Source organism: Paenibacillus sp. TCA20 (assembly GCF_000732325.1).
GTDB classification, from domain to species: Bacteria; Bacillota; Bacilli; order Paenibacillales; family Paenibacillaceae; genus Paenibacillus; species Paenibacillus urinalis.
In genome coordinates this window covers 380,239-404,433 of record NZ_BBIW01000001.1, presented here as the reverse complement: position 1 = coordinate 404,433, position 24,195 = coordinate 380,239, and the positions used below count along the sequence as shown (strand labels likewise).

Below are 24,195 nucleotides of genomic sequence, written 5' to 3'. Positions count from 1 at the left end.
ATAGACAGAGGGTATGTGATGTGAACAACGTTAAAGATTACTATCCTGCCAATGGACGCGTCATTTTACATGTGGATATGAATGCTTTTTATTGCTCGGTTCATGCCGCAGAAGAACCACATTTATATGCAGGCAAACCAACGGCAGTCGCAGGAAGCAGTGAACAGCGCAAGGGTGTAATTGTCACGTGTTCATACGAGGCACGGGGTCGTGGAATCAGCACGGGTATGGTGGTCAATCAAGGACTGCGCCAATGCCCTGAGCTCATTGTTATTAAACCCGATTTTAATCTGTATCGAAAATACTCTAAAGCCTTCATGAGCATTGCTTACGAATATACTCCGCAGCTGGAGGCCACTTCAATAGATGAATGTTATCTTGATATTACCGGCTCCAAGCAATTTGGAACCCCGATGGAGATTGCAGAGACGATTCAAAACAGGATTAACGAGGAGCTGGGAATCCCATGTTCCATCGGAATTGCCCCCAATAAATTGCTGGCCAAAATGGCTTCGGATATGAAAAAACCGAACGGAATCACGGTTCTGCGGCTGCGGGATGTCCAGAAGAAGCTGTGGCATAGACCATGCGGAGAGCTATTCGGAATTGGCCGCAAAACAGCAGAGAAGCTGCGCAAGATCAACATCCATACGATTGGAGAACTCGCAAAGGCTGAAGAGAGCTTATTGCGGGATTACTTTGGAGTGCTCGGAACGTGGATGAAACAAGCAGCTCATGGAATTAGTGATTCCCAGGTAAGCCCGGTGCGGGAGCCGAACAAGTCCATTAGTCACACGACAACGCTTCCCGAGGATATCTCGAGTGAGGCGGATATTAATCGTGTGCTGCTCAATATAAGTGACCAGGTGGCCCGGAGACTTCGCAGGCATGGGATGGTGACAGAGGGGATTCAAATTACGATTCGCACGCCTGATATGAAGACAATAACTCGTTCGCAGATGCTGCAAACGCCGACTGATCATGATCAGGATATATATAAGGAAGCAACTTCACTATTCTATCGACAGTTTGGAGCGGGTAAGCCGCTTCGACTGCTCGGGATTACGCTTCACAGCTTGATTCCAAAAAGTGAATCTGCCGTCCAATTGGACCTGTTCGACTATGAGCAGCAATTCAAGCGAGAGTCCTTAACCCATGTCATGGACGAGCTTCGGAATAAGTTCGGAGAGAATGCAGTATTAACTGCGGGTATGTTAGGTAATGACCCTTCGGTGCTGATCAGAAACTATAAGGAACGGGGTACTTCCTTGCAAAAAGACAATCTACCGAGACCGGAATAGGGCGGATTATAAGAGGGATAATAACCCAAAATGATTTGTATTTGTTTTCACTTTGTATTAATATGATTGTTAGCATAGTTGAACCTACTGTTTGGTGTTAATTAATAGGAGGCAGAGAAGAAATGGCTAAATATACTTGGGTAGAGAAAGATACATGCATCGCCTGCGGAGCTTGTGGAGCGACGGCACCTGATATCTACGACTACGATGACGAGGGTCTGGCAGAGGTCATCTTTGATGGTGATTCCAACCGTGGAGTTATAGAAATTCCTGAAGATCTTCATGATGATATGCAAGATGCTTGTGATGGTTGCCCGACAGACTCCATCAAAATTGCAGATGATCCTTTTAACAAGGAAGGCTAATGTACCTCCTTCATTTGAGACCTGATACCAATACGGTATCAGGTTTTTTTGTTTTATCCGATATATCATTCATAACCTATATCAAGGGGAGATAAGTCATGCGCATGCCGCACGATCTGAAATCCTACGTTCAGAAGCATCCGGATAATCAAATGGCCTGGTATCTGCTAGGGAAGGATTACGAACGATCCGGTCAGACAGCGAAAGCGAACTATTGCTTTGAACGTTCAGGAGGAATATATGAAGCATTTGAGCACAGTAAAGCTCCTGCCCAGGTGTGGATGGAATATCAGCATAAGCTCATGCAATTGGAACAGCAGCGGAAAAAACAACAGATCAAGCGCAAAACTGCCGCCATCCTCTTATGGCTATTGTTGCTTGGCCTGGTTCCTTCAGCGATGGCACCTGATGCAATGAATATTGACGTTGTTACAGAGCTTGCAGGAGAATCATTGCCTGAACAAGGACTTGAAATTATAGATTACTCCGAAGAGCAGGGTGCTGCACATGAATCAGAAGCATATGAGGCAGGTCTAGAACCGCCTAGGTTTACGGGAATTCCTCAGATCAATGGGGAGGTTACGGATGAAGCTGCAGGCAAATTGATGAATCAGCTGCGACGTACTGATGCATCAATTATAACGCTTGGCTTGGAGCAGGAGAATGAATTTCTCATATGGGGGGCTTCAACTGCAAGGCCGCCAGTGTATCAATTTCATAGTAATGGTGAAGGCACAGTGACGAGCCAATCCTTGCTGCCCGAGTGGTGTAAATGCACGCCTGAGGATCTTAAGAATCTGTCTGCAAGTGCTATAAGCTGGGGACAAAAAGAAGAGCAGGCGATCGCTCTACGGAGTGCAATAACAGCATACAAACAGTTAAATGGTGTGTATCCAGCGCGTATTGAGCAATTAATGAAGCCTTTTCCGAATAATCACATTGGCGGTGTAAGTTCTTCTATGCGGGAGCTGTATCCTGAGATGCTTGATTATATGCAATCGGTCACAGCAGACTATAGAGATTCAGAGCCTGACCCGATCATGGGAGAGCAGTCCAGCGAAGACGGGCCATCACTTCCCAGCTTTGAAGATACATATGGCGGTGAACCTTATATGAAGGAATCCCTTTCGATCATAGTAAACAAGGAGACCCATCGATTGACTTTGCTGAGCGGAAACATCGTATTGCGAAATTATGAAGTGGGTCTAGGAGGCGAGAAGACACCTGAGGGCGATTTCGTTATATCAGATAAGGTAGTGAATCCGAATGGACGTGCAGACGGCGAATTCGGAACAAGAGGCATGCAGTTGTCAGATACGGATTACGCGATTCATGGCACGAACGAACCGGGAAGTATTGGGCTTGATGAATCCCTGGGCTGCATACGCATGCACCAAGAGGATGTAGAAGAATTGTTTGCGTTTGTACCGCCGGGTACACGGGTTACGATTAAAGACAGCGCCGATACCCCAACGCAAATCATTGCTCCGGAACAGGCCGGGGACCGATTTCAGCCGGAGCTTGTCCCCGGACAGACGAATCCGGACAAAGTATATCACTGGCTTAATTAAGCGGTTGTCATTTCTCCAATAATCACGAGTACAACAATGAGGATGATGAGCAGCAATACACTTAATGCGGTCCAAAAAACGGCCTTGCGGTTCACTTCTTCTTTTTTTTGCTGTAGTGAGGGCTTCTGACGTTTGGTTGCCATGTAAAGTGAATCTCCTTTCTCGTAATGGAAAAATATAAGCAGACGTTTAAATGCATAAGTTTCTATGCTTAAAATGGATGGTATACTTCATTGTAGTCAATTTACTGAGTATTTTCAAAGCTCCGTTATTCCCTTGGGTCCCTCTCCCTTTTCTTTTAGAACGAAAACAGCTAAACTAAAATTTAGAAGGATTTCTGCCTTTTCGAGAGTGCAGTTTATCCATAAGAATATGTAAACGGAGTGGGTCATTTGCTGTATCGTAATATTGGTAAACCTCTATTCTTCAAAATGGATCCGGAAAAAGCACACCATCTTGTAATTGGTGGAATGAACCAAGCAGGCTCATTTCCCGGAGGCACCAGCCTTCTCAAGACCATGTACGGTGTTAAGGAAACACCGGATCTGGCGACCGATTTATTCGGATTACATTTCCCATCACCAGTAGGCCTTGCAGCCGGACTGGACAAAAATGGGGAAGCCGTGCCTGGGTTTTCTTCCATCGGATTTGGCTTCATGGAAGTGGGAACGGTAACACCAAAGGCACAGCCGGGGAATGACCAGCCAAGGCTGTTTAGACTCCCACCAGACGAAGCACTTGTGAATCGCATGGGCTTCAACAATCATGGTGCGGAAGCGATGGCGGGAATCTTATCCAAGCTTAAAGATATTTCCATTCCGGTTGCCATCAATATTGGTAAAAATAAAGCTACCTCTAATGAGGATGCTCCAGGAGACTATCGCAAATGCATCCAAATTTTGTATCCATACGCAGATTTTTTTGTCGTAAACATTAGTTCTCCGAATACACCGGATTTAAGAAGCCTGCAGCATGGAAGTGAGCTGACGGAATTGTTATCCGCGGTAATGGACGAAATGGAACAGCAATCGCGTTCCTATGGGCGTTCCAAATCGGTATTGGTCAAGATTGCTCCAGATGTGACAGAAGCTGAGCTCGAATACATGGTCGATACGATTTCAAACAGTGGTGTTTCGGGCATCATAGCTACCAATACGACCATTAGCCGCGACGGCTTAACCCATGCGAATGCCAAGGAAACGGGCGGACTCAGCGGCAAGCCATTGCGCGAGCGGTCTACTGAGATTATTAGCCGAGTATATCGTCAGACGGGCGGAAGACTGCCCATCATTGGGTCCGGAGGAATCTTCACGAGCGAGGATGCTTATGAGAAGATCAAGGCGGGAGCCAGTCTGGTTGAAATTTATACTGCATTAATTTATGAAGGTCCCGAAATTAATCAAAAGCTTCATGCCGGATTACGTGAACTGCTGCAGAGAGACGGATATCGTCATATATCGGAAGCCGTCGGCGCTCTGCACCGATAAAGATGCAGGTATCGATTAAGGTTTGAAGCAAGAAGCAAAAGACAGGAGGCATACTTATGGACGGTAGAGATTGGGGGACATTTTTGCTTCCTTACGAACAGGCCGTAGAGGAACTTAAAGTTAAATTTAAGACGATGCGGGCAGAACTCAAAAAACGTGAAGAATATGCCCCTATAGAATTTGTAACGGGAAGAGTCAAGAAAATATCGAGTATTCTGGATAAAGCCAAACGTCTCGATGTGCCTATGAACCAGATCGAAACCGGCATTGAGGATATTGCAGGTATTCGGATCATGTGCCAATTCGTTGAAGATATTCGGCGGGTTGCCGAATATATACGGGAGCGCAAAGATCTGAAGGTGCTGTATGAGAAGGATTATATTACGAATTTCAAAGAGAGCGGCTATCGCAGCTTCCATATGATTGTGGAGTATCCAGTCCAGACAGCGTTAGGTCAGAAGCATGTACTGGCCGAAATTCAGATTCGGACACTGGCGATGAATTTTTGGGCGACAATTGAACACTCCTTAAATTACAAATTTAGAGACTCCTTGCCCGAGGATGTAAGAGGCAGATTGAAGAAAACAGCGGAAGCAGCCTTTATTCTGGATAATGAGATGTCAGCCATCCGGCTTGAAATTCTTGATGCACAGAAAACATTCGAAGATGAGTCCAACATCATTACCAAAACACTTGCCATCATACACCAGCTTTATTTCTATCATCTTGTTGATGAAGCCATTGAGGCTCAGGCGAAATTCAACGAATATTGGCAGCAGCATGATATGGAAGCCATCAAGCAATTGTCAGTAGAAGTGAAGGAACTGCTGAATAAGGCTAGGAAAGGCAGCGACAACAGCGATGTCTAAATACGAGGCTCTCTATTTGGATTATCTGGTGTATTTTAATCGGGACCGGGATTATTTCGAATGTCATGAAGTGCTTGAGGAGCTATGGCTTGAACAGAACAAGGAGCCGGTCTATAAAGGCTTGCTGCAAGTCGCCGTCGGCATGTATCATTTCCGTAATCAAAATATACGCGGCGGCTACATGATGCTTGAGAGTGCGGTGGATATTCTGGAGAAGTATCCGGCACAGACCCTTGGCATTGAGCTGGAGCTGCTGGTCGATACGAGCCGCAGCCTTGCGAAGAAGCTTCGGAGCTATGACAGCCAGCCGATTTCTTATCAAGATTTCACGATTGTGATCTGTGATGATGAGCTGGATGAAGCTGTGCGCGTGAGGGCTCAGTCGATTATGCCCATTATTCCACAAAGACGAAGCCCAACCCGTGGAAGAATATATGAAGAACGAATAAAGGCATTAGGTCAGAACTTATAACACTTATCCAAATTATATTGCTTACCTATAAAATAAAAGGAATCCCCCGGCGAGAGGACATTTTGTCCAGATAATCACCGGGGGATTATTTTCTTATATGATGGGATGCACTTCACTAGATGTTGGAGCCCCATCCGGGGCATACTTATCATCAATAAACTTCTGGATTTCTTCGATGGACTTGCCTTCGGCCTTCAGGCGGGCGGCATCCTTAGCCTCTTCCATGCAAATGCCGCATTGTGCACCATGATCGGTCCACGTTACTTCACTCGATGATGTGGACGCTATGAAGCAGCGATAGAGTGAATCATGCGCTGCTTCATAGTCCATACAGCCACAGTAGCAGTTCAGCATTTTGAGCTCTTCCTGCACTTCGGATACAAGCGCATAGGTTGCTTGGGTATTATCCGTGTACTTGGCAAGGAAGGCCGGCATTTCAGATATCGATGCACTTGCCTCATATTGCTCATTATCCTTGCCGTGCATACTGTGATCGTGGGAAGCTCCCTTCTCACCGCATGCAGCAAGCACCAAACTGCCTACCATCAGACCTGTAAACAGAATTCCATAAGTTTTTGGCTTCATTCCGCAGCAGTCCCTTTATATTTGGTAAAGAACTCTTCAATTTGTTCAGCGGTATATCCTGCGGTTGCGCCTTCAGCCTGCATTCCGCCTTCCAGGCGATCCTTCTCCACGCCATTTTCAAAATAGACGAGGGTTGGTGTAAACTCGATATTGTAACCTCTCCAGCCGTCCTCAAATTCTTTGAGGTTAAATTGAGGGAGATCAACGCCTGCTTCATCAGCAATCGGCATCAGCTGCGGTGTGGTTGCCCGGCAGTGAGGACAATCAGAAGCGAAAAAGTAAGTAAAGAAGCTTTCTTTGTTCGAAATTTTAGTATCAAGCTCCTCAGGTAATATGATATTCTGATAATTTGGATCCTCTAAAATTTCACGTGTTGCAGGAGCAAGATCTGATTCTGGAAGACCATACACTTCATTAATGTTATTTTTATTCAGCTCATTCATGGTAATCAGTGCACCAATCAGGATGACAAATACGGCAATAAAGGCGATAATGGCCTTGCTTGACTTTTTGCTTGCCTTGGTATTCGATTTTGCTGTGGATTTTGTGGTGTTTTTCGTTTTTGAACTCATATCCATCCCCCGTCATAATTAATACTAAGGACAAGCCTTAGATGCCATTCATTATACAACATTACACTGTGTAGTGAAACAGGGGAAGCAAGTTATATTTGTGAACTAAATTGATGAATTATAAAAATGATGAACTAAGTCAGAACAGGATGATGAAAAAATGGCGATACGCCTGCCTATACAATTTGCTGAACGAATGAAGAAGATGCTTGGCGATGAGTATGAACAATTTGTGAAGTCATATGAGAGTGCGCCTCGTGCTGGCATCCGTGTTAATACGTTAAAAATAGATCCTGTGTCATTTGCTGAGATCACTCCGTTTCCATTGAAACCCATCCCATGGTGTGAGACAGGATATTATATCCCTGCCGGCAGCAAGCCAGGCCTCACTCCATTTTACCATGCAGGTCTATATTACGTTCAAGAACCAAGCGCAATGGCACCGGTGGAGCTGCTGGAAGCCAAGCCTGGTGATCATGTACTTGATCTGTGTGCTGCTCCGGGCGGGAAATCGACCCAGATCGCCGCACAGCTTCAGGGAAGCGGCATACTGGTGACAAATGATATCAGTACGGACCGGACCAAAGCGCTTGCCAAAAATATAGAAATGTATGGCGTTCGAAATGCAGTGGTGCTTAATGAAAGCCCAGATCGCATAGCCGATGCGTTCCCGCATTATTTTGATAAAATACTAATAGATGCTCCTTGCTCCGGGGAAGGAATGTTTCGTAAGGATGAGGACATGGTGCGGCAATGGGAGCACCACTCCATTGAGCGCTGTGTCCTGATGCAGCGTGATATATTAGATACCGCGGCGAGGCTGCTTGCTCCTGGGGGAAGAATCGTCTACTCAACCTGTACGTTTGCTCCAGAGGAGAACGAAGGCATGATTGGAGAGTTTCTTCGGAAGAACCCATCGTTCCGAGTTGTTCCTGTCCGTCATGTGAGCGGGATATCCGGTGGTCATCCTGAGTGGATAGAGCAGGCTGCGGCCGAAGAGCAATTTGAGGGACTCCAGATCGAGCCTGTATCGCAGGATGAGCATCCTGATCTGTATGCCCAGCTTCAAGGCACAGGAAGATTATGGCCGCATTTAGTGGAAGGAGAAGGACATTTTGTCGCCGTGCTTCAGCATGACGGTACCCCTCTTGACGAACCTGCTGATCAGCCATTATACGTGCATAGTACAGTGGAGAAGGGATCCGCTCACGGTAGAAACGCCGCCCTGATGAAGAAGCAGAAGCACAACGTCAAGCATGGGGGAGCGAAGCACAGAAACCGGTCTGAGCAAATGCCAGTGGATGCGGAGTCGGTCTTTCGAGCATTTGCTGCTGAGCAGCTGAATGCGGAGCTGCCAGGACAAACGGTATTGTATGGAGAGAAAGTATACCAGACGCCCACTCGGCCGGAACGGCTTGCAGGACTTCGAGTCATACGTGCAGGATGGTTTATGGGATCGGTTAAGAATGGGCGATTCATACCTTCCCAGGCATTAGCTTCCGCACTGAACGCAGAGGAAGTGAAGCGGAGTGTACAGCTTACCTCAGATAGCAGTGAGGCAGTCAAATATTTAAAAGGTGAAACACTGGAAATAAGTGAGGATCGACTGGTTAAGTCAGGCACTGCTTCCTCAAAAGGATACACGCTCGTGACCGTTGACGGCTATTCCGTTGGCTGGGCGAAATGGCAGGATGGCAGACTCAAAAATGAATATCCGGCAGGATGGAGGTGGACCTCGGTATGAGTGAGAACACGATGAAAAAAACAGTCAAAAAGCTGCGGATTGATAAAATACTGAGCCACATGGGGTACGGGACCCGATCTGAAATAAAAAAAGCCGTCAAGAACGGCTATGTTACCGTGAATGGTAAAACGATTAAAGACAGCGGTATGCAGGTTGATCCTGACCTTGATATTGTTGATATCGATGGAGAAGTGGTGAAATATAGAGAGTTTATCTACTTAATGCTGCATAAGCCTCCTGGAGTCATCTCGGCTACAGAAGATGTAAGAGAAGAAACGGTTATTGATTTGCTGGATGAAGAATATATCATTTTTCAGCCGTTCCCGGTGGGAAGGTTGGATAAGGATACGGAAGGTTTGCTCCTGCTCACCAATGACGGACAGCTTGCTCATAATCTGCTGTCTCCACGGAAGCATGTCCCGAAGACGTATGAGGCGAAGGTCGTCGGAAGTATTGGAGATAAGGAAATTAAAGCCTTTCAGCAGGGGGTTACTCTGGATGATGGTTATGTTACGAAGCCGGCAGAGCTGATCGTTACCTCGAGAGAACAAACAGATACGGGAATGATCTCGAATATTCAGGTGACGATTCATGAGGGCAAATTCCATCAAGTCAAGCGGATGTTTGAATCCGTAGACTCTAAGGTGCTCTATTTAAAACGGATTTCGATGGGAAGTCTCAGGCTCGACCCGGAGCTTCCGATAGGAACCTATCGGGAGTTGACAGAAGAAGAACTAAACAGCCTTATCAATTGATTTTTGATGTATTGTACAAAATAGAGAGTAAGGATGGATAGGATATGACATATCGATTAATCGCACTTGATGTGGACGGAACGCTGTTAAATGACCATCATGAATTGTCAGAGGCAAATAAGAAGAGTATACAGCAGGCTGCCAAGAATGGCGCTGAATTTGTTCTATGTACGGGCAGAGGTCCTGTTAATACGATTCCCATTATGGAGGGTATGGGACTTGGCGGATACGTCATCACTCACAATGGTGCAGCAACGGTAGATATCAAGTCTCGTGAGGTGGTTGATCAGTTTCCGATACAGGCTGAAGAGCTGATGCCATATATCGATTACTGCCGTGATCACGGCATTCATTTTGACGTAAATACGGCGTTTGGGCTGTATGTTGACCGTGCAGACGAAATGACGCTAGAGGTTCGGAGCATGTATGAGGCTGTATTCCTTACACCGTTGGATCTTCCTGTATGGGCGGATCTAAGAGAGCCTGTAGTGAAGTTCTCGGCCTTTGGAAGCTTAGAAGCCATGGATGCATTGGAGAAGGAGTGGAGAACGTGGAATAGTCCATTTTATATGGTTCGCAGCGGGGACTTTTTCCTCGATCTGATGCACAAGGATGCTTCCAAAGGAGCGGCGCTGCAGCGATTGGCTGAGAAAAGAGGATATCGCCCAGAGGAAGTACTCGCAATAGGGAATTATTACAATGACATTACAATGCTCATCTTTGCGGGTAAAGGGATTGCAATGGATAATTCACCTGTCGAAGTGAAGGCGGCAGCCGATGAGGTTACCTTGTCGAACAATGACAGCGGGGTTCATCATGCGTTAGTTAAGCATGTGGTCAATGTGTAAGTAATATTCTTCCTCTCATTAGGGCATTCTAGATGCATAGCCAGCTAACACATGGTTACAGTTATAATTTCCGGCATAATTAGGAGGTAGTTATATCGTGAGCTATCATATTCGGCTAAGACCTGATCTAAGAACATCGAATGGTGAAGTCCATGACATCATGGTGGAACATCAATATGCAGGCTCACTAATCCTTGTATTCCGGGAAGGACAAAGACTGGCAGGAAGTGTCCAGTTGGATGCAGAAAGTATTCCCGGAGATGCTAAGGATGAGATTATTGCCTACGTGCAAGAATATGTGCTTCAATTCCGTGATGCAGTAGCCGCTGAGCACTTTGATATTATGTTATCGTGGGGCAGGGTTGAGTGCGTTCTGGGTGATGAAGAGGTATACGAAGAGTACACGCTTGATGATGTTATGGATGAGAGCTCTGAAGAAGGCTTGATTGAGCATGGGGCTTTTCATACGGAGGAGCCATCGGTTTTTCGGTATGAAGCTGAGACTGGTGAAATGCAGATTGAACTGATAAGTAGTGGCCGGAACGTGTCCTCATATGAGCTGCAAACAGGAAATGGCTATAGGATTGCTGAAGCTGTGCTTAAGCAGTATGGGACAGATATCAAGGGAATTGTGGACTGGCTCATTGACCCTGACGAAGAGGACCTTGAAACTGCGGAAGAGCTGCTGGTATCCGAGGTTAACGATGAAGAAATTGATACAATAACGATAGATATGCAATTTGAAGGTCAGCGTGTTGCACTGTTAGAGCTGGAGCATCGAGATTTTGTCGAGCTGGATGATGAGGAGACCGATGAGGGACCGGATTGGGATGAAGACGGCATGGAGCTGAAAATGACGGTTCACGAATCTGTTAATGAGAACTGCTACGCCACTCTGATTCGTCATGACCGCGATATCCTGACATATGAGCTGTTTTTTAAGGAAAATGGAGGATATCCGGCAGCAACAGCGACGGTCGATATTAGTGATGTTGAAATTTCAGGCTACATCGACTTTTATATTCATCCAAGTGAAGAGCAGCGTGAGCAGCTGTTTCTGCTCATGGCTCGGGAGCTTGACAAAGAAACGGATGTGAATGAGCTTCACCTGACGATGCTCTACCGAAATGCCGTAATTGATGAGATTGAGCTAGCTGAGTTAGATTGACCATGATTTGAAGCATGAGCAGCCTATACGCAGTATAGCCAGTAGAAGAGAAAACAGCATTCGATCGAGACTTCTCCTAATAGGAGTGCGAAGTCCCGTTCGAGTGCTGTTTTTGTTTTGGATAGAGATATATCTTGACTCTGAGCTGGTTAGCAGAGCTTATCCGTGAATACGCAGACCCTTTGGTCGTTTATTCTTAAGCTGACCGCTGCTTGCTTTTGCCCACCCCACAGGGTAACCCCTTGTTGTCACCATTACCCAGCCTTGAAGCGGGGCATCCAGAGTAAGGGTCTCGCCGCGAAGATAAGCCTGCAGCTCCGTGGAGTCGGGTGGAAGATCATAGGACAGCAGTGCCTGCTCTGGAGCAGCTGACATCGCCAGCGCATGTGCTGGTTCGAACCTTCCCTTCTTCCAATCTCCAAGATGAAGTCCAGGGCGAGGGGTTTTTAATCCCTTCAGTTGTTCCTCTGAGATGCTAAGCCCACTCGTTTCGGGCAAATAGTATAATGCTTCCCCATAGAGGAGTGGCCTACCGGGCTGTAGTGAGAAACCAGGGAGATTCGTGTCCGCCCATTCTTGATATCCGGCCCAGGCTTCTGTAACTCCGGCTGCAGCGTTCTTTTTCCCTCTTTTTCGCGGCTTGGCTGCAGGCAGCTGTCCATGGGCTCGTTCGGTTCCTTCACTGGCGGCCTTTTTCTTGAGCAGAGCAACAAAATGTCCCTCTCCTTCACTCCGATGCGGCCAGATTCGTTCGGTCCGGACCCACTCCATATCCTTATATTCGTTTATGAAACGCTCTACCGTATCCTCATTTTCCTGTCGGTTAAATGTACAGGTGGAATAGGCGAGATGTCCTCCGGGCTTCAGCATCTTATAGGCCTCCTGCAGAATGTCCCACTGGCGGGCAGCACACATGTGAACAGAGGATAGAGACCATTCGTTAATGGCTTCAACATCTTTACGAAACATGCCTTCACCAGAGCAGGGCGCATCAAGCATAATTCGATCAAATGCTTCCGGGAACCGGGCGGACAGCTCATCAGGAGTGGCATTCACGACCACCGTCCGGGCTAGTCCGGTTCTTTCTACGTTTTCCGCAAGGATTCGTGCCCGGCCGTTATGAATTTCGTTAGAGACGAGGAGACCCGTATCCTTCATTTTGACAGCCATATGCGTCGTCTTGCCGCCAGGTGCTGCTGCAAGGTCCAAGACAGTTTCGTATGGCTGTGGATTAAGCAGCTCGATCGCGGACATTGCCGAAGGCTCCTGAATATAATATAACCCGGCAGTATGATAAGGGTGCTTGCCAGGTCTATCTTGACTATTGTAATAGTATCCTGTGCTGCACCAAGGAACCTTGCTAAGCTGGAACTGCTGGGCAATGGGCTGTATATCTTCTTCCTTGAGCTTCAGGGTGTTGAGCCGGAGAGCCTGTGTACGCGGCTTGTTGTAGCTATCCAGAAATGCAGTCGTCTCCTGCCCGAGCATGGATTTCATCTGATCGATAAAGTCCTGGGGCAGTGTTTCCTTACTCATGTTTTTTCAAAACTCCTTCGTATCTTCTTTACTGGAACATATGAGCTAATATATCATGATTACAGACTTGCTTTCAAAAGAAACCACGAAAGGGGCACTATATGATGCGATTGCTCCAAGCTTTATTTTTCCCTCCTGAGCAGCCAGGGGGAGTATCATCTATGATTCCATACCTCCAGGAACGCTTCAACAGCCCAAGATGGGAGATGGAGCTGTTCTCGCTTCCGAAACGAATCCGCAACAAGGGAAGCGAAGAGATCCGCTTTGACACATTTGACTGGACGCAGTACGGGGAGAGCCCGATCGTTCAGAAATATATCCAAACCTTCCGTGATTATTTATGGTGGATCAAGCTTCGTATACATAAGCCTTATGATTTGATCCATGCACATCATCCGATTGCAGGACTGGCGATGAAGAAGGCTTTTCCAGCAACGCCTCTGATCCAAACCATTCACTCCAGCTATGAGCGGGAGCTGATCCTGAATGGCAAGATTGAAGAGAACGGCTTAGAGCATCGCTTTCTAACCTCTCTCTATGGTGAGCTGGAGCATGCGGCCGATTGCATGTTAACTGTATCTCAATCGTTCCGCACTTATATGTCGCCTTATGTGGAATCCCCTGAAAAAATTGAGATCGTGCCGAATGGCTTCGATGAGAAAAGATTCAAGCCGATTCCTCATGAGAATGAGGTGCCTCAGCTGGTAACGGTGTGCCGTCTCGTTCCGGCAAAAGGGATTGATGTGTTGTTTGAAGCTTGCTGCGAATTGAAAAAACGGGGTCATGATTATGTACTTCACATTATTGGAGATGGTCCGATCCGTTCTGAACTGGAGGAATTGGCCCAGCAGCTCGGCATCTACAATGAAACGATATTTTATGGCTACACGCTTCATCCTGAAGAGTTCGTCCCTTTCTTTGATATCTTCGTTCTCCCATCAAGAGCTGAAGCGTTTGGTTCCGTATTTGCCGAGGCAGCACTGAGTTCACTGGCGTTAGTAGGGACTGATGTTGGAGGAATAAGCGAACAGATTGAGGATGGTGTTAATGGCCTGCTCGTTCCCAAAGACAATGCTGCGGCACTTGCTGATGCATTGGAGAAGGTCATCCAGGATCCTTCATACCGCTATGAGCTTGCCCGATCAGCGAGTGAAAAGGCAAAAACGGAATATTCTCTACGACGGTCTGTTCATATGCTGAAGAAGCTGTACTTGAAGTTTGAGCCTGCAAATTGAACCTGGCTGTTATTATTTATTGTCCTTATTCTTGAAGGAGCCAAGCGGGCTCTTGATCAAGTGAGCTACCCATACGACGGCCAGCATTCCATAGATCGGGTATAAGATCGACAGAAGTGAGCTGAAGCCGAACTGGCTGAGCAAGAAGCAGGACAGCATAATAAATAGGGTGATGAGCTTGGGCGATACTTTGAGATGCTCCCGTACCTGTAAGGTTATCCCGTAAATATCGGCAACAAAGGTACTGAAGATTTCCATAAAAATCAGACATATATACATGAGCTGTATGGCTGCGCCGAGAGCGAATGCAATGCTTCCCATGGGAACTTCAAACTGCACAATGCCAGGCATATAAGCCGACATGGCAAAATGGGCTGTCATGAGCATGAACCCAATCCCAATTCCCCCGAGAATTCCGCCATATTTAATGACGCGTCTATCGGTAATCTGACTGCCAAGCGGCACAAGGATGGCCTGTGCCATAGCTAGATTAAATGAGCTGTACAATATGGGTGACAGCCAAGTTGCAAACATGCTGCGATCGGTTTCCAGTCTTATAAAATTGGCTGCGCCCGGATGACCTGTGGTATGGAAAAGTATGAATAAAGACAGGGTCATCATTAGCGGAACGACGATGCTGTTCATTTGCAGGATGGCATGGATTCCTCGACCAAGCAGAAGATAGGTCCCGACCAGCGTAATTATTAGTCCGGTTTGATAAGACAGATGCAAATGCTCCATGAACACCGAGCCTGCTCCTGCGAGAATGACACTATTGACGCCGATCAGCACGAACAAGGTGAAGAAGCTGATCCATTTTCCTGCATTTTTGCCGAACAAGTGGCTGTTCAGATCTTCGTATGATTTAGCTCCGGTATCATGTGCCACCAGCATCATCTTGGTCCCCAGCCAAACAAAGAGCAGGCAGGACAGCAATATCGTAAGAGTTGCCCATTTTCCATATTCGGTAAAAAACTGCAGTATTTCTTGTCCGGTGGCAAATCCCGCACCAACAATAGTTCCAACATAGGTGAATGCGACTTGCAGCACCTTGGTACTCTGTCTCATGCTTCTCCTCCTTGTTATCTACATATGCCAGAGCAGCACCTTCACAGGTGTAAATAAGCCCTCTTACAAGGTATGCACTTGTCCACCTGGACATGACCTGGCTCTTAGATGAAGATAAACTTCTTGAAAGAAGCTGCTGAGGTGTGATACTTTTACGTCATAGGATAGGCTGGGAGGTCATATGCATGGAAATATTAAAACAAAAAATTGTAGAGCAGGGTGTAGTCATATCAGATCAGGTGCTGAAGCTGGATGCCATACTTAATCATCAGATTGATCCTGAATTGACGATGGAGATGGGAAGAGAGTTCGCTCGGCGCTTTGAAGCGGAGGGCATTACTCGAATTGTCACTGTCGAATCCTCGGGAATTCCGGTGGCGTTCGCAGCTGCGTTTCATATGGGAGTACCCCTTGTGTTTGCACGAAGAAAGAAGACGCTGCTGGCCGATCCTGACGCCTATTGTGAACGGGTGCCGTCTTTTACGAAAGGCATTGTGACCGATATTATGGTATCGCGGGAATTTATAGATCCGAAGGATCGAATATTATTTATAGATGATATTATTGCAAACGGGGATGCGGCAAAGGGGATTATTAAGATCGTTGAGCGTTCCGGTGCATCGCTCGCGGGATTTGGTGTTGTTGTCGAGAAATGCTTCCAGTCCGGAGCGAGTGCCATTCGTGAACAAGGGATTCGGGTTGAATCACTTGTGAGAATCGAATCACTCAAAGACGGAGTCGTAAGGTTTGCTTAAGTCCATAGATGGGTAATTCTGTATTAAAATGGCCTAATTTTGCTCATTATCTTTGCACGGGGCAGGATAATGGCTTATAATGAAATAAGATTAGGGAGAGGAGGCAACAACAATGGGGAAAGAAGCAAACGAACAGTTTTTCCTTGACAAGTTAGTCAAATCCAAAGTTCATTTTGAACGGGCCCTTGATTGTAAGCACACGGAGTTTGATGACCTTTATCCCTATATGCTTGAACATCCTCAGTTCTTCTGGTATAAACGTTACGTCGCATGGTCGGAGCTTCTAACAGTAGTGAACCTGTGTGAAGAATTATCCTTCTCATGGAGAGAGCAGTTTACACCTCATCAGGTAGAGTATGTTGAGCAACGGGTAATGTCGGCGAAGGTGCTTGATTTCTGGTTTGAGAAAAACGACAGTAAAGAGCACGCTTCACGTTAAGCAATATAAGGTTTTATCACGTAAATAACAACGTAAGACCTAAATGCGCGCATTTAGGTCTTTTTTTGCACAAATAATAGGGTTGCATTGGAGGGGATTATATGATTAGTGATGAGGAATTAAACCAATTGCGTGAATCAGGTGAGCGAATTCGTGTGGTGAGAGACGATCTGGAGAGCAATGATGTCATCGGCATTATTGTTGCTTGGAGCAGCGACCAGATTCTTGTCCGCCGGCGCAACCGCAGAGTCGTTAAGCTGGATCGAAATTACAGCATTCAGCTCTATTCAGAGCCCAGACAAAAACCGACCGACCTGTAAGCTGCAGATTAAGTCCAAAAATTACCTCGTCAAAGAGCGGCATAGATATAGATCAAGTGGAGAAAGTACCAATGATACGTCTATATAACTCTTTCGACGAAGGATGTGCTGATGTGACATTAATCAATAATAAGGTTCATGCGTATAAGGATCAAATCGGGCACTTGTCAGAGACGCTGCCGGATGTTCTGAAGTCCTATCATGAGTTTACGGGAGAATGCTTCAAGGAAGGCGAGCTCGATCTCAAGACGAAACAGCTCATAGCTCTCGGAATCGGCTTGTTCGCAAATAACGAAGTGTGCACCCTGTATCATGTGCAAGAAGCGCTTTCCAAAGGGGCCAGCAAGCAAGAAATTATGGAGACGGTTGCTGTAGCTGCTGCAATTGGCGGTGGACATGCCTTGTCTCAAGGTGTTATGCGTGTCCAAGCTGCATTGAACAACTAACAAACACCACCGAATCGATGCCCAGCATGGATTGCGGTGGTTTTTTATTTACAAAGTTAAGGGTATGACTCCTAAATAAACTTGCATCCGTTTGTACAGCTCATCTTTATAAATGGTTCCTGGGATGTAGATGTGAACGCGATGTCCCCGTATAGAAGCCAATGCCCGAATCGCACCATCGTATATATCTACTCTGTTCAAATGGATGTCCATTCGTCTGAATTCTTCCTCTACTTCGTCAAGCAATACAGCTACGCGAGCGATTCCCGCCCGGATCATCTCCATATACAGCTCAGGGGTCTTAAGCCCGGCATGGTTACTCATCACTTGAAGATCGCGCTTAAAAATTTTGATGACCATCAAGAGCTGAAGATAGCTCTTAATCAGTGTATGTTCTTCCGGTAGCATTTTCGCTGTCATCAGGGTCCCTCCTTGTTTGCATAAGCGAACTTATGTTCTTATTTTATGCTAATGAGCTTGGTTTTATCAACTTATTGACTGTATTTTTTATTGGAAAGCTCACATAATTCGTCTCGTTTATTCAAATAATGTATATATCTTCAAGAATTTACGCGAAGGACTGTTATAACGATGACGATACGCAAGCAAAGAAGAAGAAAACTGAAAAAGAAAGTGCTCTCTTCCTTTAAATGGGGAAGTTTGCGAATGATCGTGATGATGCTCACTTTAAGCATGGTATGTATAAATGCGGACGGATACGGATCTGCGGCACATGCTGAACCTCTGAAGAGGGTTGCGATTATCATTGATGATTTGGGTAACGGGATGAAGGGGACACAAGAAATCATGAATTTACCGGCGAAGGTAAATGTTGCTATCATGCCGTTTCTGCCTACGACGAAAAAAGATGCTGAGCTTGCGCATCAAAAAGGGATTGATGTGCTCGTTCATATGCCGATGGAGCCGCATAAGGGCAGAAGGGACTGGCTTGGACCAGGGGCGATTACTTCAGATCTATCTGATGAAGAGGTACGGAAAAGAGTGGAGGCTGCTATCGATAATGTGCCCCATGCCATTGGAATGAACAATCATATGGGCTCGAAAATTACGACAGATCGGCGTATTATGTCCATCGTGCTTGATGTATGTAAAGAAAGAGGTCTGTTCTTCGTCGACAGCAAAACCGATCATAAGTCCGTCGTGGCAGAGCTCGCTGTACAGAAGGGACTTCCGCCTGTAGAGAATCAGATCTTTCTGGATGATCATCACTCGATTTCTCATATTACTGGGCAGATGAAGCTCGCCGAACAAAAGCTGGAGACTCAGGACACCTGTGTAATGATCGGTCACGTAGGTACGCAAGGTCATTTGACAGCAGGTGTGATCCGAGACTCCATTAATCGCTGGTCGGGTAAGATTGAAACGATGAGTATTAGTGAGATGGTAAGGCAGGTCTGGCATTGGACTCCAGAATCTACATTACCGACAAGTAATAAATGATGCCTGAGCTAATCGCTTGGGCAATTCTCTTTTGTCCCGCTTTGCTGCTTAGGACAGCGCGGTCTTCAGGATTGCTGATGAATCCGGCTTCCACAATAACAGAGGGCTTATTCACATGATTAAGCAGGTAAAAGGGCTTGCCCCATTCAACTTGCCGATTGGTGTCATACATCTCGTTCAGTGATTGCTGGATAGAATCTGCAAGCATATAGCTTCTTGCTTCCTGCTGATGCAGCACAATGGGTCCATGGGTGCGAGATTTCTTGCTCCAATTGACATGGATGCTCACAATCGGATCGGAAGGCACATGATCACTGAGGCCCTTGCGCTGTGCCAGATCTCTCATATGGCGGGAATGACTCCGCAGCCAATGATTATCATCACTCAGCGCATAATCATCGTCACGATTAAGCACAACAGGATAGCCTTTACTTTTAAGAATCATGAATATTTTTTGTGAAATGGCAAGGTTAATATCCTTCTCCAGTAGATCATCTGCAGAGGTTCCTCCATCAATGCCGCCGTGACCAGCGTCGATGATAATAACAGGATGGCGAAACAAGTGATTTGATATTTCGGGCTCCTTGCTATGTGTCGGTTCCGCAGCCGCAAATGATGATTCCTGGAGCAGCAAAATACATAAGATCGCAAGCAGAATGGACGATTTGCTAAATGTAATCACGCGGCTTTCCCCCCTTCCTGGCATATGAATAGACTGTGCAGATTTATGGGTTTCATTCAGGTATGAATGATTTGCATATGTTTAATCCGGCTTATTCCCGTACACACTAACGAGAGAAGCTTCAAATATACATTCATGCGGAAGGGTGGAGCAGGTCAATGGCCAAGGGAGATGAACTTGTAAGATATATTACAGAGCAGGTTGTAGGATATATAGGAACGCCAAAGGAAGAGCGGAAATATAAAAGGAATAAAGTGAAGGAACCATGGCATATGAAATGGTTTGGTATGATGCCTATGGGCGTATCGATGTGGGTGAAGGATATTAAAAAACCGGTCAAGCGGAAAAAGATGGACATGAACTCCAAATGATAATGAAAAACAGCGCATAGAATTGAACTGCTCCTCGATATTGTTAGAAGCTATCTAACAACGGTGGGCAGTTCAATGATCAGCGCTGTTTTTCATTTATTGATTAGAGTGTGGGCACATAAAATGAACCACTCCCGAGCAGCTTATCTATCGGAATATAACGTATTTGCGCTGAGGAAGTTCCCGTTCGAGCGAAGATGACAGCTTCTTCTACTTGCTTGCTCTTCCAGGAGTGATAGCCGGTAATCGCGAGTGGGCCGCTATACCACACATTATGCTTATGAGCAGAAAATATAAGCCGCTCATGTCGATGAAGCTGTTTCACAAGCCCTGCATCATTCAGTACCTTAACTGGATCAGATACCAGCCACAGCAAATTAGAGGACGGGCTGAAGGGAACGGAAGCAAGCTCCAGCCTGCCAGGCTCATCTTCAAGCTGAATGCCTTTGAGATTCTTGCTGAGAGTACTCGGGGAGGATTCATGGGAAACGAAGTCTGGAAGCTGATCTCCATTAGATGCATCAATATAGATAGGATGACCATCATGATCTCTTAATTGCCAATAGGCGAGCGCACCTTTGTACTCCATGAACCGGGAATCATATATGTCTATTGAAGATGTGATATTTTCGGGATGGAGGAGAGAGCTAAACAATGGAGTGCTGCCTGTACCATATTCCGTAACAGTATAACCGCTGGATTCGGTGGCCGTGATAATAAGATAACCTACCGGCTCAGCTGATTGAAGAATATGTACGATATAGCCGTGGGTTCCTGGACCCAAGGGCATGATGAGCAGTTCCGCATTAGCAAATGGGCTAAACTCATCTTCCATTGAGAGCTTGGACAAGGTGTCCTGTGCAAGTTGTTCGACTGCAGCTGGAATGTTGAGATTCTGCTGAGCTGTGAGCTGGGCTGAAGCGTAGACGGACGGAATATTTGGCAGAGAGCATGAGATGAATAAGCTGGATACGACCAGAGCTATACGTTTCAGAACACGTTTCATTGACGTTATATACCCTCATTTCTTCGGGACACTGTTAGAAGATAAATACAGCACCCGTTGCTCATAACCCAATTGTAATAATAAGGAAATGAAAAGGATGCTGTATGGTGTTATGAATTTTGGGCGGACAAGCACTTTTTTTGACGAAAGAACCTATTTATTCAATTAATCCATCACTTGAATCAATTTTATATGATTGAAGCAGCCAAAGGTATTATGAAATTGATTCACTTTAGATGAAAAATACCGCAGCTGATCGTATTCACATGAATCTTAGGTTCATATTGCCATATCATTTCACTGCGTCTGGTATTGTACTGATCCTGCACAGCCTGTTTCTTCTCTTCTTCCTGCTCCTCTTTCAGCAGATCCTCATAATACATATCAACGACAGCCAGCTCTTCCTCAAGTCTTTGCTTCGCAGCTTCTGCCCAGCTGTAATCGACAAGCTTTAATCTCGCATAGATGTGCTGCTCCAGCATTTCACCTGCTGCTGCCAGTGGAATTTTGGATGCCTGCGCATGTATATTCTCGGGAAGACGAGGACTGAGGTCCTTCTTACTAAGCACTTGACCAAAATTCTCAACAATTCTTCCAGTCAATAGAGATACACCAAGAAAATGAAGCTCTTCCTTACGCATGTCACAGGAAAATTCAATCTTAAAGCAAACCCCAAGCCAAGGCTCATAGGATTTGGGAGTGGAGGCACTCATTTGACGCTTGGAGGATTGCTCAAACAAGTTAACGTAAGCACCGCCTTCACGAGAAGCCGTAAAAATCTGCTTCAGCCTCGAGCTTCCATAGACGACATTCTCACGCAGCACTCTTCCTGGACCAATCTGAGGGAGGGAAGGGGCATGACCAAAATAACGACCCAAGATGCTGTCTTTGCCTTCGCTTGCTACATTCCCAGATGCTTTGGCCGACTCGGCCTGCTCCTTCATTTTCGCTGATTCCTCTGCCTGAAGGTGAGCTTCCGCATCAAATATAAATGTAAAGGACATGGTCTCAGCAGGGGCACCGGTTCGGTCGACAAATCCCCAATAATATGGACGATTCGTCAGTGCTTTGTCTGCATCAACGGACAGCTTAACGGTAACATGAGCAGGGGACTTCTCTAAGATTTGGCACTCCATTGCTTCCAGATAAGTTACAACGTAGGAGTGAACCTCCTCTTTGGACATGGTCACTTGAGTAACCCTCCTTTCCCGACTGCTTTTTTGACGGGTGCAGCATCCTCCAGGTGCTCAACTTCCTGTTTGATCGAATTCAAATTTTGAGAGAGTGACTGCATTTTACGATGAATCTCTTCATCACTGCTGGATTCCAGCATGATCTTGGTCAGACTCTTCTCGAAGGATTCCTGTTTCTCAAATCGTTCGAGAATGACGTCGAGACCGCCGATGACCATTTCAAACATGTTGATCTTTTCGTGAAGGAGATTCAGAATATGCTCTTCAATGGTTCCTAACGTTGCCAGATTATAAATTTTGACATCATTCTGCTGTCCTAAGCGGTGTACCCGGCCGATTCTTTGCTCTACACGCATAGGGTTCCATGGTAAATCGAAGTTGATCATATTGTGACAGAACTGCAGATTGATGCCTTCACCGCCAGCCTCTGTCGCAATCATCACCTGCACACGTCCGCGGAACAGATCCATCATCCAGTCTTTTTTGCCGCGATTCATTCCGCCCCGGTAAGGTACGGCCGTAAGTCCGCGCTCACGGAAGTAATTGAGCAGATATTCCTGCGTAGCCCGGTACTCAGTAAAAACAATGACTTTCTCATTCATTTCTTTGATGAGTTCCATCGTTTTTTCTGCTTTTGTGTTAGACTTGATCGCTTTGATATTGGCTACCAGATCCCATATTCGATCTCTCCAGGGAGAGTCCTCAGGCAATTTTTTAGATAGATTGACAAGGGTGACGAATACAGCATCCCGGCTGCTGCAAACCTCTCTTTGGAGGGTGACCATAGAGAACATACTGCTCAAATTTCCGCCCGCGGAATGGAACTGGTCTTTCACGAAGGATGTTACACCTTCATATAGTGCCTGCTCCTCGGGTGAAAGTGTCAGATTAATATTTGTTACCTTGCGCTTCGTAAACTGTACAGGGCCTTCGCCCCGGCGGTTTCGAATCATGACCTTAGCGAGTTCATCCTTTAGTTGATCCTCGTTCTTGGCAAGCCGCTTATCCACTACAAAGTTAGCTGCGAAGTCACCTTGTCTTCCGAGCTGACCCGGCTTCAGCAGTGTAATCAAATTGAACAGCTCACTTAGGTCATTTTGTACCGGGGTAGCAGTCAGGAGCAGACAGTATTTTTTACGCAATTTGAGCATGAACTGATAATTGTACGTTTTTTTATTTTTTAGCTTATGTGCTTCATCAATAATAATCATGTCGTAATCATTGCTTAACAGAATCTCTTGATGAGGATCTCGCTTGGCCGTATCTATCGACGCAACGACAACGTCGTTTTGCCACGAGTACGCTTTCTTTTGGGCAACGGCAGGTATACCGAACTTGGAATTCAGTTCTCTGACCCATTGCAGTACGAGTGACGCTGGAACTAAGATTAGAACTTTGGAGACGAGTCCCCGAATTATATATTCTTTTAAGATGAGACCTGCTTCGATCGTTTTTCCGAGTCCTACTTCATCTGCCAAAATCGCTCTTCCCGACATTTCAAAGAGTACTCTGCGCGCGGTATCTATTTGGTGGGGCAGAGGGGTCAGATCGTGCAGATGCTTCAGACATTGGATATCATCAAAGCTGGGGACCAGCGATGCCTCTTCGGCTTTTACAGCAAGCTCAAACAGACGGTAATCTCCCCAAGGTCCTCCTTTGTTAAGTCGTGTATCGAGTTCTGATAGCCAATTCTGATTAAAGTGAACAGGAACCGGTAGTGAATGCGCTGCTTGTTCGGATGGGTTTGCAGTTTGTTTTCTATTCATTTAAACGAAGCTAGCCTCCCTCGTTTTCTGTTGAGCTGATTTGTATTTTTCATAGTATGGACGAAAGAGAGGATATTCATAACTGAGATAATCTTGACGATGGAATTCATGCTGTGGCTTGGCTCTGAGAAGAAGCTTTATTTGCGATCTCTGATGAAAGAAAGTGGAATTTTCATTGCA

The 24,195-nt window shown here is 46.0% G+C and carries 27 protein-coding genes; 17 read left to right on the top strand and 10 right to left on the bottom strand.

Translation table 11 applies throughout. From position 1 onward, the window contains the following. The first annotated feature begins 20 nt into the window (after positions 1-20). The 3 genes from TCA2_RS01870 to TCA2_RS01860 all read left to right on the top strand — a co-directional run bounded on the left by TCA2_RS01870 (position 21) and on the right by TCA2_RS01860 (position 3,237). Complete coding sequence (locus tag TCA2_RS01870; protein WP_047909844.1) at positions 21-1,301, top strand: DNA polymerase IV; 1,281 nt, start codon at positions 21-23, stop codon at positions 1,299-1,301. Between the two features lie 122 nt (positions 1,302-1,423). After that, positions 1,424-1,666, top strand: coding sequence for a ferredoxin (locus TCA2_RS01865; RefSeq protein ID WP_047909843.1), 243 nt, complete (start codon positions 1,424-1,426; stop codon positions 1,664-1,666). 98 nt (positions 1,667-1,764) lie between these two features. Next, positions 1,765-3,237 (top strand): L,D-transpeptidase, encoded by a 1,473-nt coding sequence (locus tag TCA2_RS01860; protein ID WP_047909842.1) that lies wholly within the window; start codon positions 1,765-1,767, stop codon positions 3,235-3,237. Here the strand turns inward: TCA2_RS01860 and TCA2_RS27060 are convergent. Next, positions 3,234-3,380 (bottom strand): hypothetical protein, encoded by a 147-nt coding sequence (locus TCA2_RS27060; RefSeq protein WP_193745970.1) that lies wholly within the window; start codon positions 3,378-3,380, stop codon positions 3,234-3,236. The genes TCA2_RS01860 and TCA2_RS27060 overlap by 4 nt on opposite strands. 249 nt (positions 3,381-3,629) lie before the next feature. Here TCA2_RS27060 and TCA2_RS01855 point away from each other — a divergent pair, with 249 nt between their 5' ends. Genes TCA2_RS01855 through TCA2_RS01845 form a run of 3 tightly spaced genes read left to right on the top strand, consistent with a single transcriptional unit; the run spans position 3,630 to position 6,065 of the window. After that, on the top strand, positions 3,630-4,724 hold the full coding sequence (locus tag TCA2_RS01855) for a quinone-dependent dihydroorotate dehydrogenase (protein WP_047909841.1): 1,095 nt from the start codon (positions 3,630-3,632) through the stop codon (positions 4,722-4,724). A 56-nt stretch (positions 4,725-4,780) separates the two neighbouring features. Beyond that, on the top strand, positions 4,781-5,593 hold the full coding sequence (locus TCA2_RS01850; protein ID WP_047909840.1) for a GTP pyrophosphokinase family protein: 813 nt from the start codon (positions 4,781-4,783) through the stop codon (positions 5,591-5,593). Then, on the top strand, positions 5,586-6,065 hold the full coding sequence (locus TCA2_RS01845; RefSeq protein WP_047909839.1) for a DUF309 domain-containing protein: 480 nt from the start codon (positions 5,586-5,588) through the stop codon (positions 6,063-6,065). The genes TCA2_RS01850 and TCA2_RS01845 overlap by 8 nt, the downstream gene beginning before the upstream one ends. Positions 6,066-6,158: 93 nt before the next feature. Here TCA2_RS01845 and TCA2_RS01840 read toward each other — a convergent pair whose 3' ends face one another. Together TCA2_RS01840 and TCA2_RS01835 are read right to left on the bottom strand one after the other, a co-directional pair. Next, positions 6,159-6,650: a PCYCGC motif-containing (lipo)protein gene (locus tag TCA2_RS01840; protein WP_047909838.1), complete on the bottom strand. Its 492-nt coding sequence runs from the start codon at positions 6,648-6,650 to the stop codon at positions 6,159-6,161. Next, entirely contained in the window at positions 6,647-7,222 is a 576-nt protein-coding gene (locus TCA2_RS01835; protein ID WP_081872152.1) for a thioredoxin family protein, read from the bottom strand. The genes TCA2_RS01840 and TCA2_RS01835 overlap by 4 nt, the downstream gene beginning before the upstream one ends. Positions 7,223-7,382: 160 nt before the next feature. Between TCA2_RS01835 and TCA2_RS01830 the strand changes: the two genes are divergently transcribed. The 4 genes from TCA2_RS01830 (at position 7,383) to TCA2_RS01815 (ending at position 11,737) form a co-directional block, all read left to right on the top strand. Further along, positions 7,383-8,966: an RsmB/NOP family class I SAM-dependent RNA methyltransferase gene (locus TCA2_RS01830; protein ID WP_047909837.1), complete on the top strand. Its 1,584-nt coding sequence runs from the start codon at positions 7,383-7,385 to the stop codon at positions 8,964-8,966. Continuing rightward, positions 8,963-9,721, top strand: a complete 759-nt coding sequence (locus TCA2_RS01825) for a pseudouridine synthase (protein ID WP_370510306.1) — start codon at positions 8,963-8,965, stop codon at positions 9,719-9,721. The genes TCA2_RS01830 and TCA2_RS01825 overlap by 4 nt, the downstream gene beginning before the upstream one ends. 44 nt (positions 9,722-9,765) lie before the next feature. Further along, a complete protein-coding gene (locus TCA2_RS01820) occupies positions 9,766-10,569 on the top strand; it encodes a Cof-type HAD-IIB family hydrolase (RefSeq protein WP_047909836.1) in 804 nt (267 codons plus the stop codon). 97 nt (positions 10,570-10,666) lie between these two features. Then, positions 10,667-11,737: a hypothetical protein gene (locus TCA2_RS01815; protein ID WP_047909835.1), complete on the top strand. Its 1,071-nt coding sequence runs from the start codon at positions 10,667-10,669 to the stop codon at positions 11,735-11,737. A gap of 159 nt (positions 11,738-11,896) precedes the next feature. On the opposite strand, the gene TCA2_RS01810 is transcribed toward TCA2_RS01815, so the two are convergent. Further along, entirely contained in the window at positions 11,897-13,273 is a 1,377-nt protein-coding gene (locus TCA2_RS01810) for an RsmB/NOP family class I SAM-dependent RNA methyltransferase (RefSeq protein ID WP_047909834.1), read from the bottom strand. A gap of 104 nt (positions 13,274-13,377) precedes the next feature. Between TCA2_RS01810 and TCA2_RS01805 the strand changes: the two genes are divergently transcribed. Then, complete coding sequence (locus TCA2_RS01805; RefSeq protein WP_047909833.1) at positions 13,378-14,508, top strand: glycosyltransferase family 4 protein; 1,131 nt, start codon at positions 13,378-13,380, stop codon at positions 14,506-14,508. Positions 14,509-14,520: 12 nt separating this feature from the next. On the opposite strand, the gene TCA2_RS01800 is transcribed toward TCA2_RS01805, so the two are convergent. Then, the gene (locus TCA2_RS01800; RefSeq protein ID WP_047909832.1) at positions 14,521-15,576 is read right to left on the bottom strand and encodes a membrane protein; all 1,056 of its coding nucleotides are present in this window, start codon (positions 15,574-15,576) and stop codon (positions 14,521-14,523) included. A gap of 185 nt (positions 15,577-15,761) precedes the next feature. Between TCA2_RS01800 and TCA2_RS01795 the strand changes: the two genes are divergently transcribed. From TCA2_RS01795 to TCA2_RS01780, 4 genes are all read left to right on the top strand, one after another. Further along, the gene (locus tag TCA2_RS01795; RefSeq protein ID WP_047909831.1) at positions 15,762-16,331 is read left to right on the top strand and encodes a xanthine phosphoribosyltransferase; all 570 of its coding nucleotides are present in this window, start codon (positions 15,762-15,764) and stop codon (positions 16,329-16,331) included. A 112-nt stretch (positions 16,332-16,443) separates the two neighbouring features. Continuing rightward, on the top strand, positions 16,444-16,770 hold the full coding sequence (locus TCA2_RS01790) for a hypothetical protein (RefSeq protein WP_047909830.1): 327 nt from the start codon (positions 16,444-16,446) through the stop codon (positions 16,768-16,770). A gap of 101 nt (positions 16,771-16,871) precedes the next feature. Continuing rightward, on the top strand, positions 16,872-17,090 hold the full coding sequence (locus tag TCA2_RS01785) for a hypothetical protein (protein ID WP_047909829.1): 219 nt from the start codon (positions 16,872-16,874) through the stop codon (positions 17,088-17,090). A 113-nt stretch (positions 17,091-17,203) separates the two neighbouring features. Further along, positions 17,204-17,536 (top strand): carboxymuconolactone decarboxylase family protein, encoded by a 333-nt coding sequence (locus TCA2_RS01780; RefSeq protein ID WP_047910215.1) that lies wholly within the window; start codon positions 17,204-17,206, stop codon positions 17,534-17,536. A 48-nt stretch (positions 17,537-17,584) separates the two neighbouring features. On the opposite strand, the gene TCA2_RS01775 is transcribed toward TCA2_RS01780, so the two are convergent. After that, positions 17,585-17,956, bottom strand: a complete 372-nt coding sequence (locus tag TCA2_RS01775; protein ID WP_047909828.1) for a hypothetical protein — start codon at positions 17,954-17,956, stop codon at positions 17,585-17,587. Between the two features lie 246 nt (positions 17,957-18,202). Between TCA2_RS01775 and TCA2_RS01770 the strand changes: the two genes are divergently transcribed. Beyond that, positions 18,203-18,997: a divergent polysaccharide deacetylase family protein gene (locus tag TCA2_RS01770; RefSeq protein WP_047909827.1), complete on the top strand. Its 795-nt coding sequence runs from the start codon at positions 18,203-18,205 to the stop codon at positions 18,995-18,997. Here the strand turns inward: TCA2_RS01770 and TCA2_RS01765 are convergent. Next, positions 18,972-19,703 carry an N-acetylmuramoyl-L-alanine amidase gene (locus TCA2_RS01765; RefSeq protein WP_047909826.1) on the bottom strand — a complete coding sequence of 244 codons (732 nt, stop codon included), beginning with the start codon at positions 19,701-19,703 and terminating at the stop codon, positions 18,972-18,974. The two genes, TCA2_RS01770 and TCA2_RS01765, sit on opposite strands and share 26 nt — an antisense overlap. 134 nt (positions 19,704-19,837) lie before the next feature. Between TCA2_RS01765 and TCA2_RS01760 the strand changes: the two genes are divergently transcribed. Beyond that, positions 19,838-20,050, top strand: a complete 213-nt coding sequence (locus TCA2_RS01760; protein WP_047909825.1) for a YqzE family protein — start codon at positions 19,838-19,840, stop codon at positions 20,048-20,050. Between the two features lie 103 nt (positions 20,051-20,153). On the opposite strand, the gene TCA2_RS01755 is transcribed toward TCA2_RS01760, so the two are convergent. The 3 genes from TCA2_RS01755 to TCA2_RS01745 form a co-directional block, all read right to left on the bottom strand. After that, positions 20,154-21,056 (bottom strand): hypothetical protein, encoded by a 903-nt coding sequence (locus TCA2_RS01755; RefSeq protein ID WP_047909824.1) that lies wholly within the window; start codon positions 21,054-21,056, stop codon positions 20,154-20,156. A gap of 227 nt (positions 21,057-21,283) precedes the next feature. Continuing rightward, positions 21,284-22,246 (bottom strand): YqhG family protein, encoded by a 963-nt coding sequence (locus TCA2_RS01750; protein WP_047909823.1) that lies wholly within the window; start codon positions 22,244-22,246, stop codon positions 21,284-21,286. Then, complete coding sequence (locus TCA2_RS01745; RefSeq protein WP_047909822.1) at positions 22,243-24,015, bottom strand: DEAD/DEAH box helicase; 1,773 nt, start codon at positions 24,013-24,015, stop codon at positions 22,243-22,245. The genes TCA2_RS01750 and TCA2_RS01745 overlap by 4 nt, the downstream gene beginning before the upstream one ends. Positions 24,016-24,195 lie beyond the last annotated feature (180 nt).

What these genes read in the sequence shown, in the direction of transcription:
- TCA2_RS01865 (WP_047909843.1), top strand. Translation starts at nt 1,424, where the DNA reads ATGGCTAAATATACTTGGGTAGAGAAAGATACATGCATCGCCTGCGGA.
- TCA2_RS01860 (WP_047909842.1), top strand. Translation starts at nt 1,765, where the DNA reads ATGCGCATGCCGCACGATCTGAAATCCTACGTTCAGAAGCATCCGGAT.
- TCA2_RS27060 (WP_193745970.1), bottom strand. Translation starts at nt 3,380, where the DNA reads ATGGCAACCAAACGTCAGAAGCCCTCACTACAGCAAAAAAAAGAAGAA.
- TCA2_RS01850 (WP_047909840.1), top strand. Translation starts at nt 4,781, where the DNA reads ATGGACGGTAGAGATTGGGGGACATTTTTGCTTCCTTACGAACAGGCC.
- TCA2_RS01845 (WP_047909839.1), top strand. Translation starts at nt 5,586, where the DNA reads ATGTCTAAATACGAGGCTCTCTATTTGGATTATCTGGTGTATTTTAAT.
- TCA2_RS01840 (WP_047909838.1), bottom strand. Translation starts at nt 6,650, where the DNA reads ATGAAGCCAAAAACTTATGGAATTCTGTTTACAGGTCTGATGGTAGGC.
- TCA2_RS01835 (WP_081872152.1), bottom strand. Translation starts at nt 7,222, where the DNA reads ATGAGTTCAAAAACGAAAAACACCACAAAATCCACAGCAAAATCGAAT.
- TCA2_RS01830 (WP_047909837.1), top strand. Translation starts at nt 7,383, where the DNA reads ATGGCGATACGCCTGCCTATACAATTTGCTGAACGAATGAAGAAGATG.
- TCA2_RS01825 (WP_370510306.1), top strand. Translation starts at nt 8,963, where the DNA reads ATGAGTGAGAACACGATGAAAAAAACAGTCAAAAAGCTGCGGATTGAT.
- TCA2_RS01820 (WP_047909836.1), top strand. Translation starts at nt 9,766, where the DNA reads ATGACATATCGATTAATCGCACTTGATGTGGACGGAACGCTGTTAAAT.
- TCA2_RS01810 (WP_047909834.1), bottom strand. Translation starts at nt 13,273, where the DNA reads ATGAGTAAGGAAACACTGCCCCAGGACTTTATCGATCAGATGAAATCC.
- TCA2_RS01805 (WP_047909833.1), top strand. Translation starts at nt 13,378, where the DNA reads ATGCGATTGCTCCAAGCTTTATTTTTCCCTCCTGAGCAGCCAGGGGGA.
- TCA2_RS01800 (WP_047909832.1), bottom strand. Translation starts at nt 15,576, where the DNA reads ATGAGACAGAGTACCAAGGTGCTGCAAGTCGCATTCACCTATGTTGGA.
- TCA2_RS01795 (WP_047909831.1), top strand. Translation starts at nt 15,762, where the DNA reads ATGGAAATATTAAAACAAAAAATTGTAGAGCAGGGTGTAGTCATATCA.
- TCA2_RS01790 (WP_047909830.1), top strand. Translation starts at nt 16,444, where the DNA reads ATGGGGAAAGAAGCAAACGAACAGTTTTTCCTTGACAAGTTAGTCAAA.
- TCA2_RS01785 (WP_047909829.1), top strand. Translation starts at nt 16,872, where the DNA reads ATGATTAGTGATGAGGAATTAAACCAATTGCGTGAATCAGGTGAGCGA.
- TCA2_RS01775 (WP_047909828.1), bottom strand. Translation starts at nt 17,956, where the DNA reads ATGACAGCGAAAATGCTACCGGAAGAACATACACTGATTAAGAGCTAT.
- TCA2_RS01770 (WP_047909827.1), top strand. Translation starts at nt 18,203, where the DNA reads ATGATCGTGATGATGCTCACTTTAAGCATGGTATGTATAAATGCGGAC.
- TCA2_RS01765 (WP_047909826.1), bottom strand. Translation starts at nt 19,703, where the DNA reads ATGCCAGGAAGGGGGGAAAGCCGCGTGATTACATTTAGCAAATCGTCC.
- TCA2_RS01760 (WP_047909825.1), top strand. Translation starts at nt 19,838, where the DNA reads ATGGCCAAGGGAGATGAACTTGTAAGATATATTACAGAGCAGGTTGTA.
- TCA2_RS01755 (WP_047909824.1), bottom strand. Translation starts at nt 21,056, where the DNA reads ATGAAACGTGTTCTGAAACGTATAGCTCTGGTCGTATCCAGCTTATTC.
- TCA2_RS01745 (WP_047909822.1), bottom strand. Translation starts at nt 24,015, where the DNA reads ATGAATAGAAAACAAACTGCAAACCCATCCGAACAAGCAGCGCATTCA.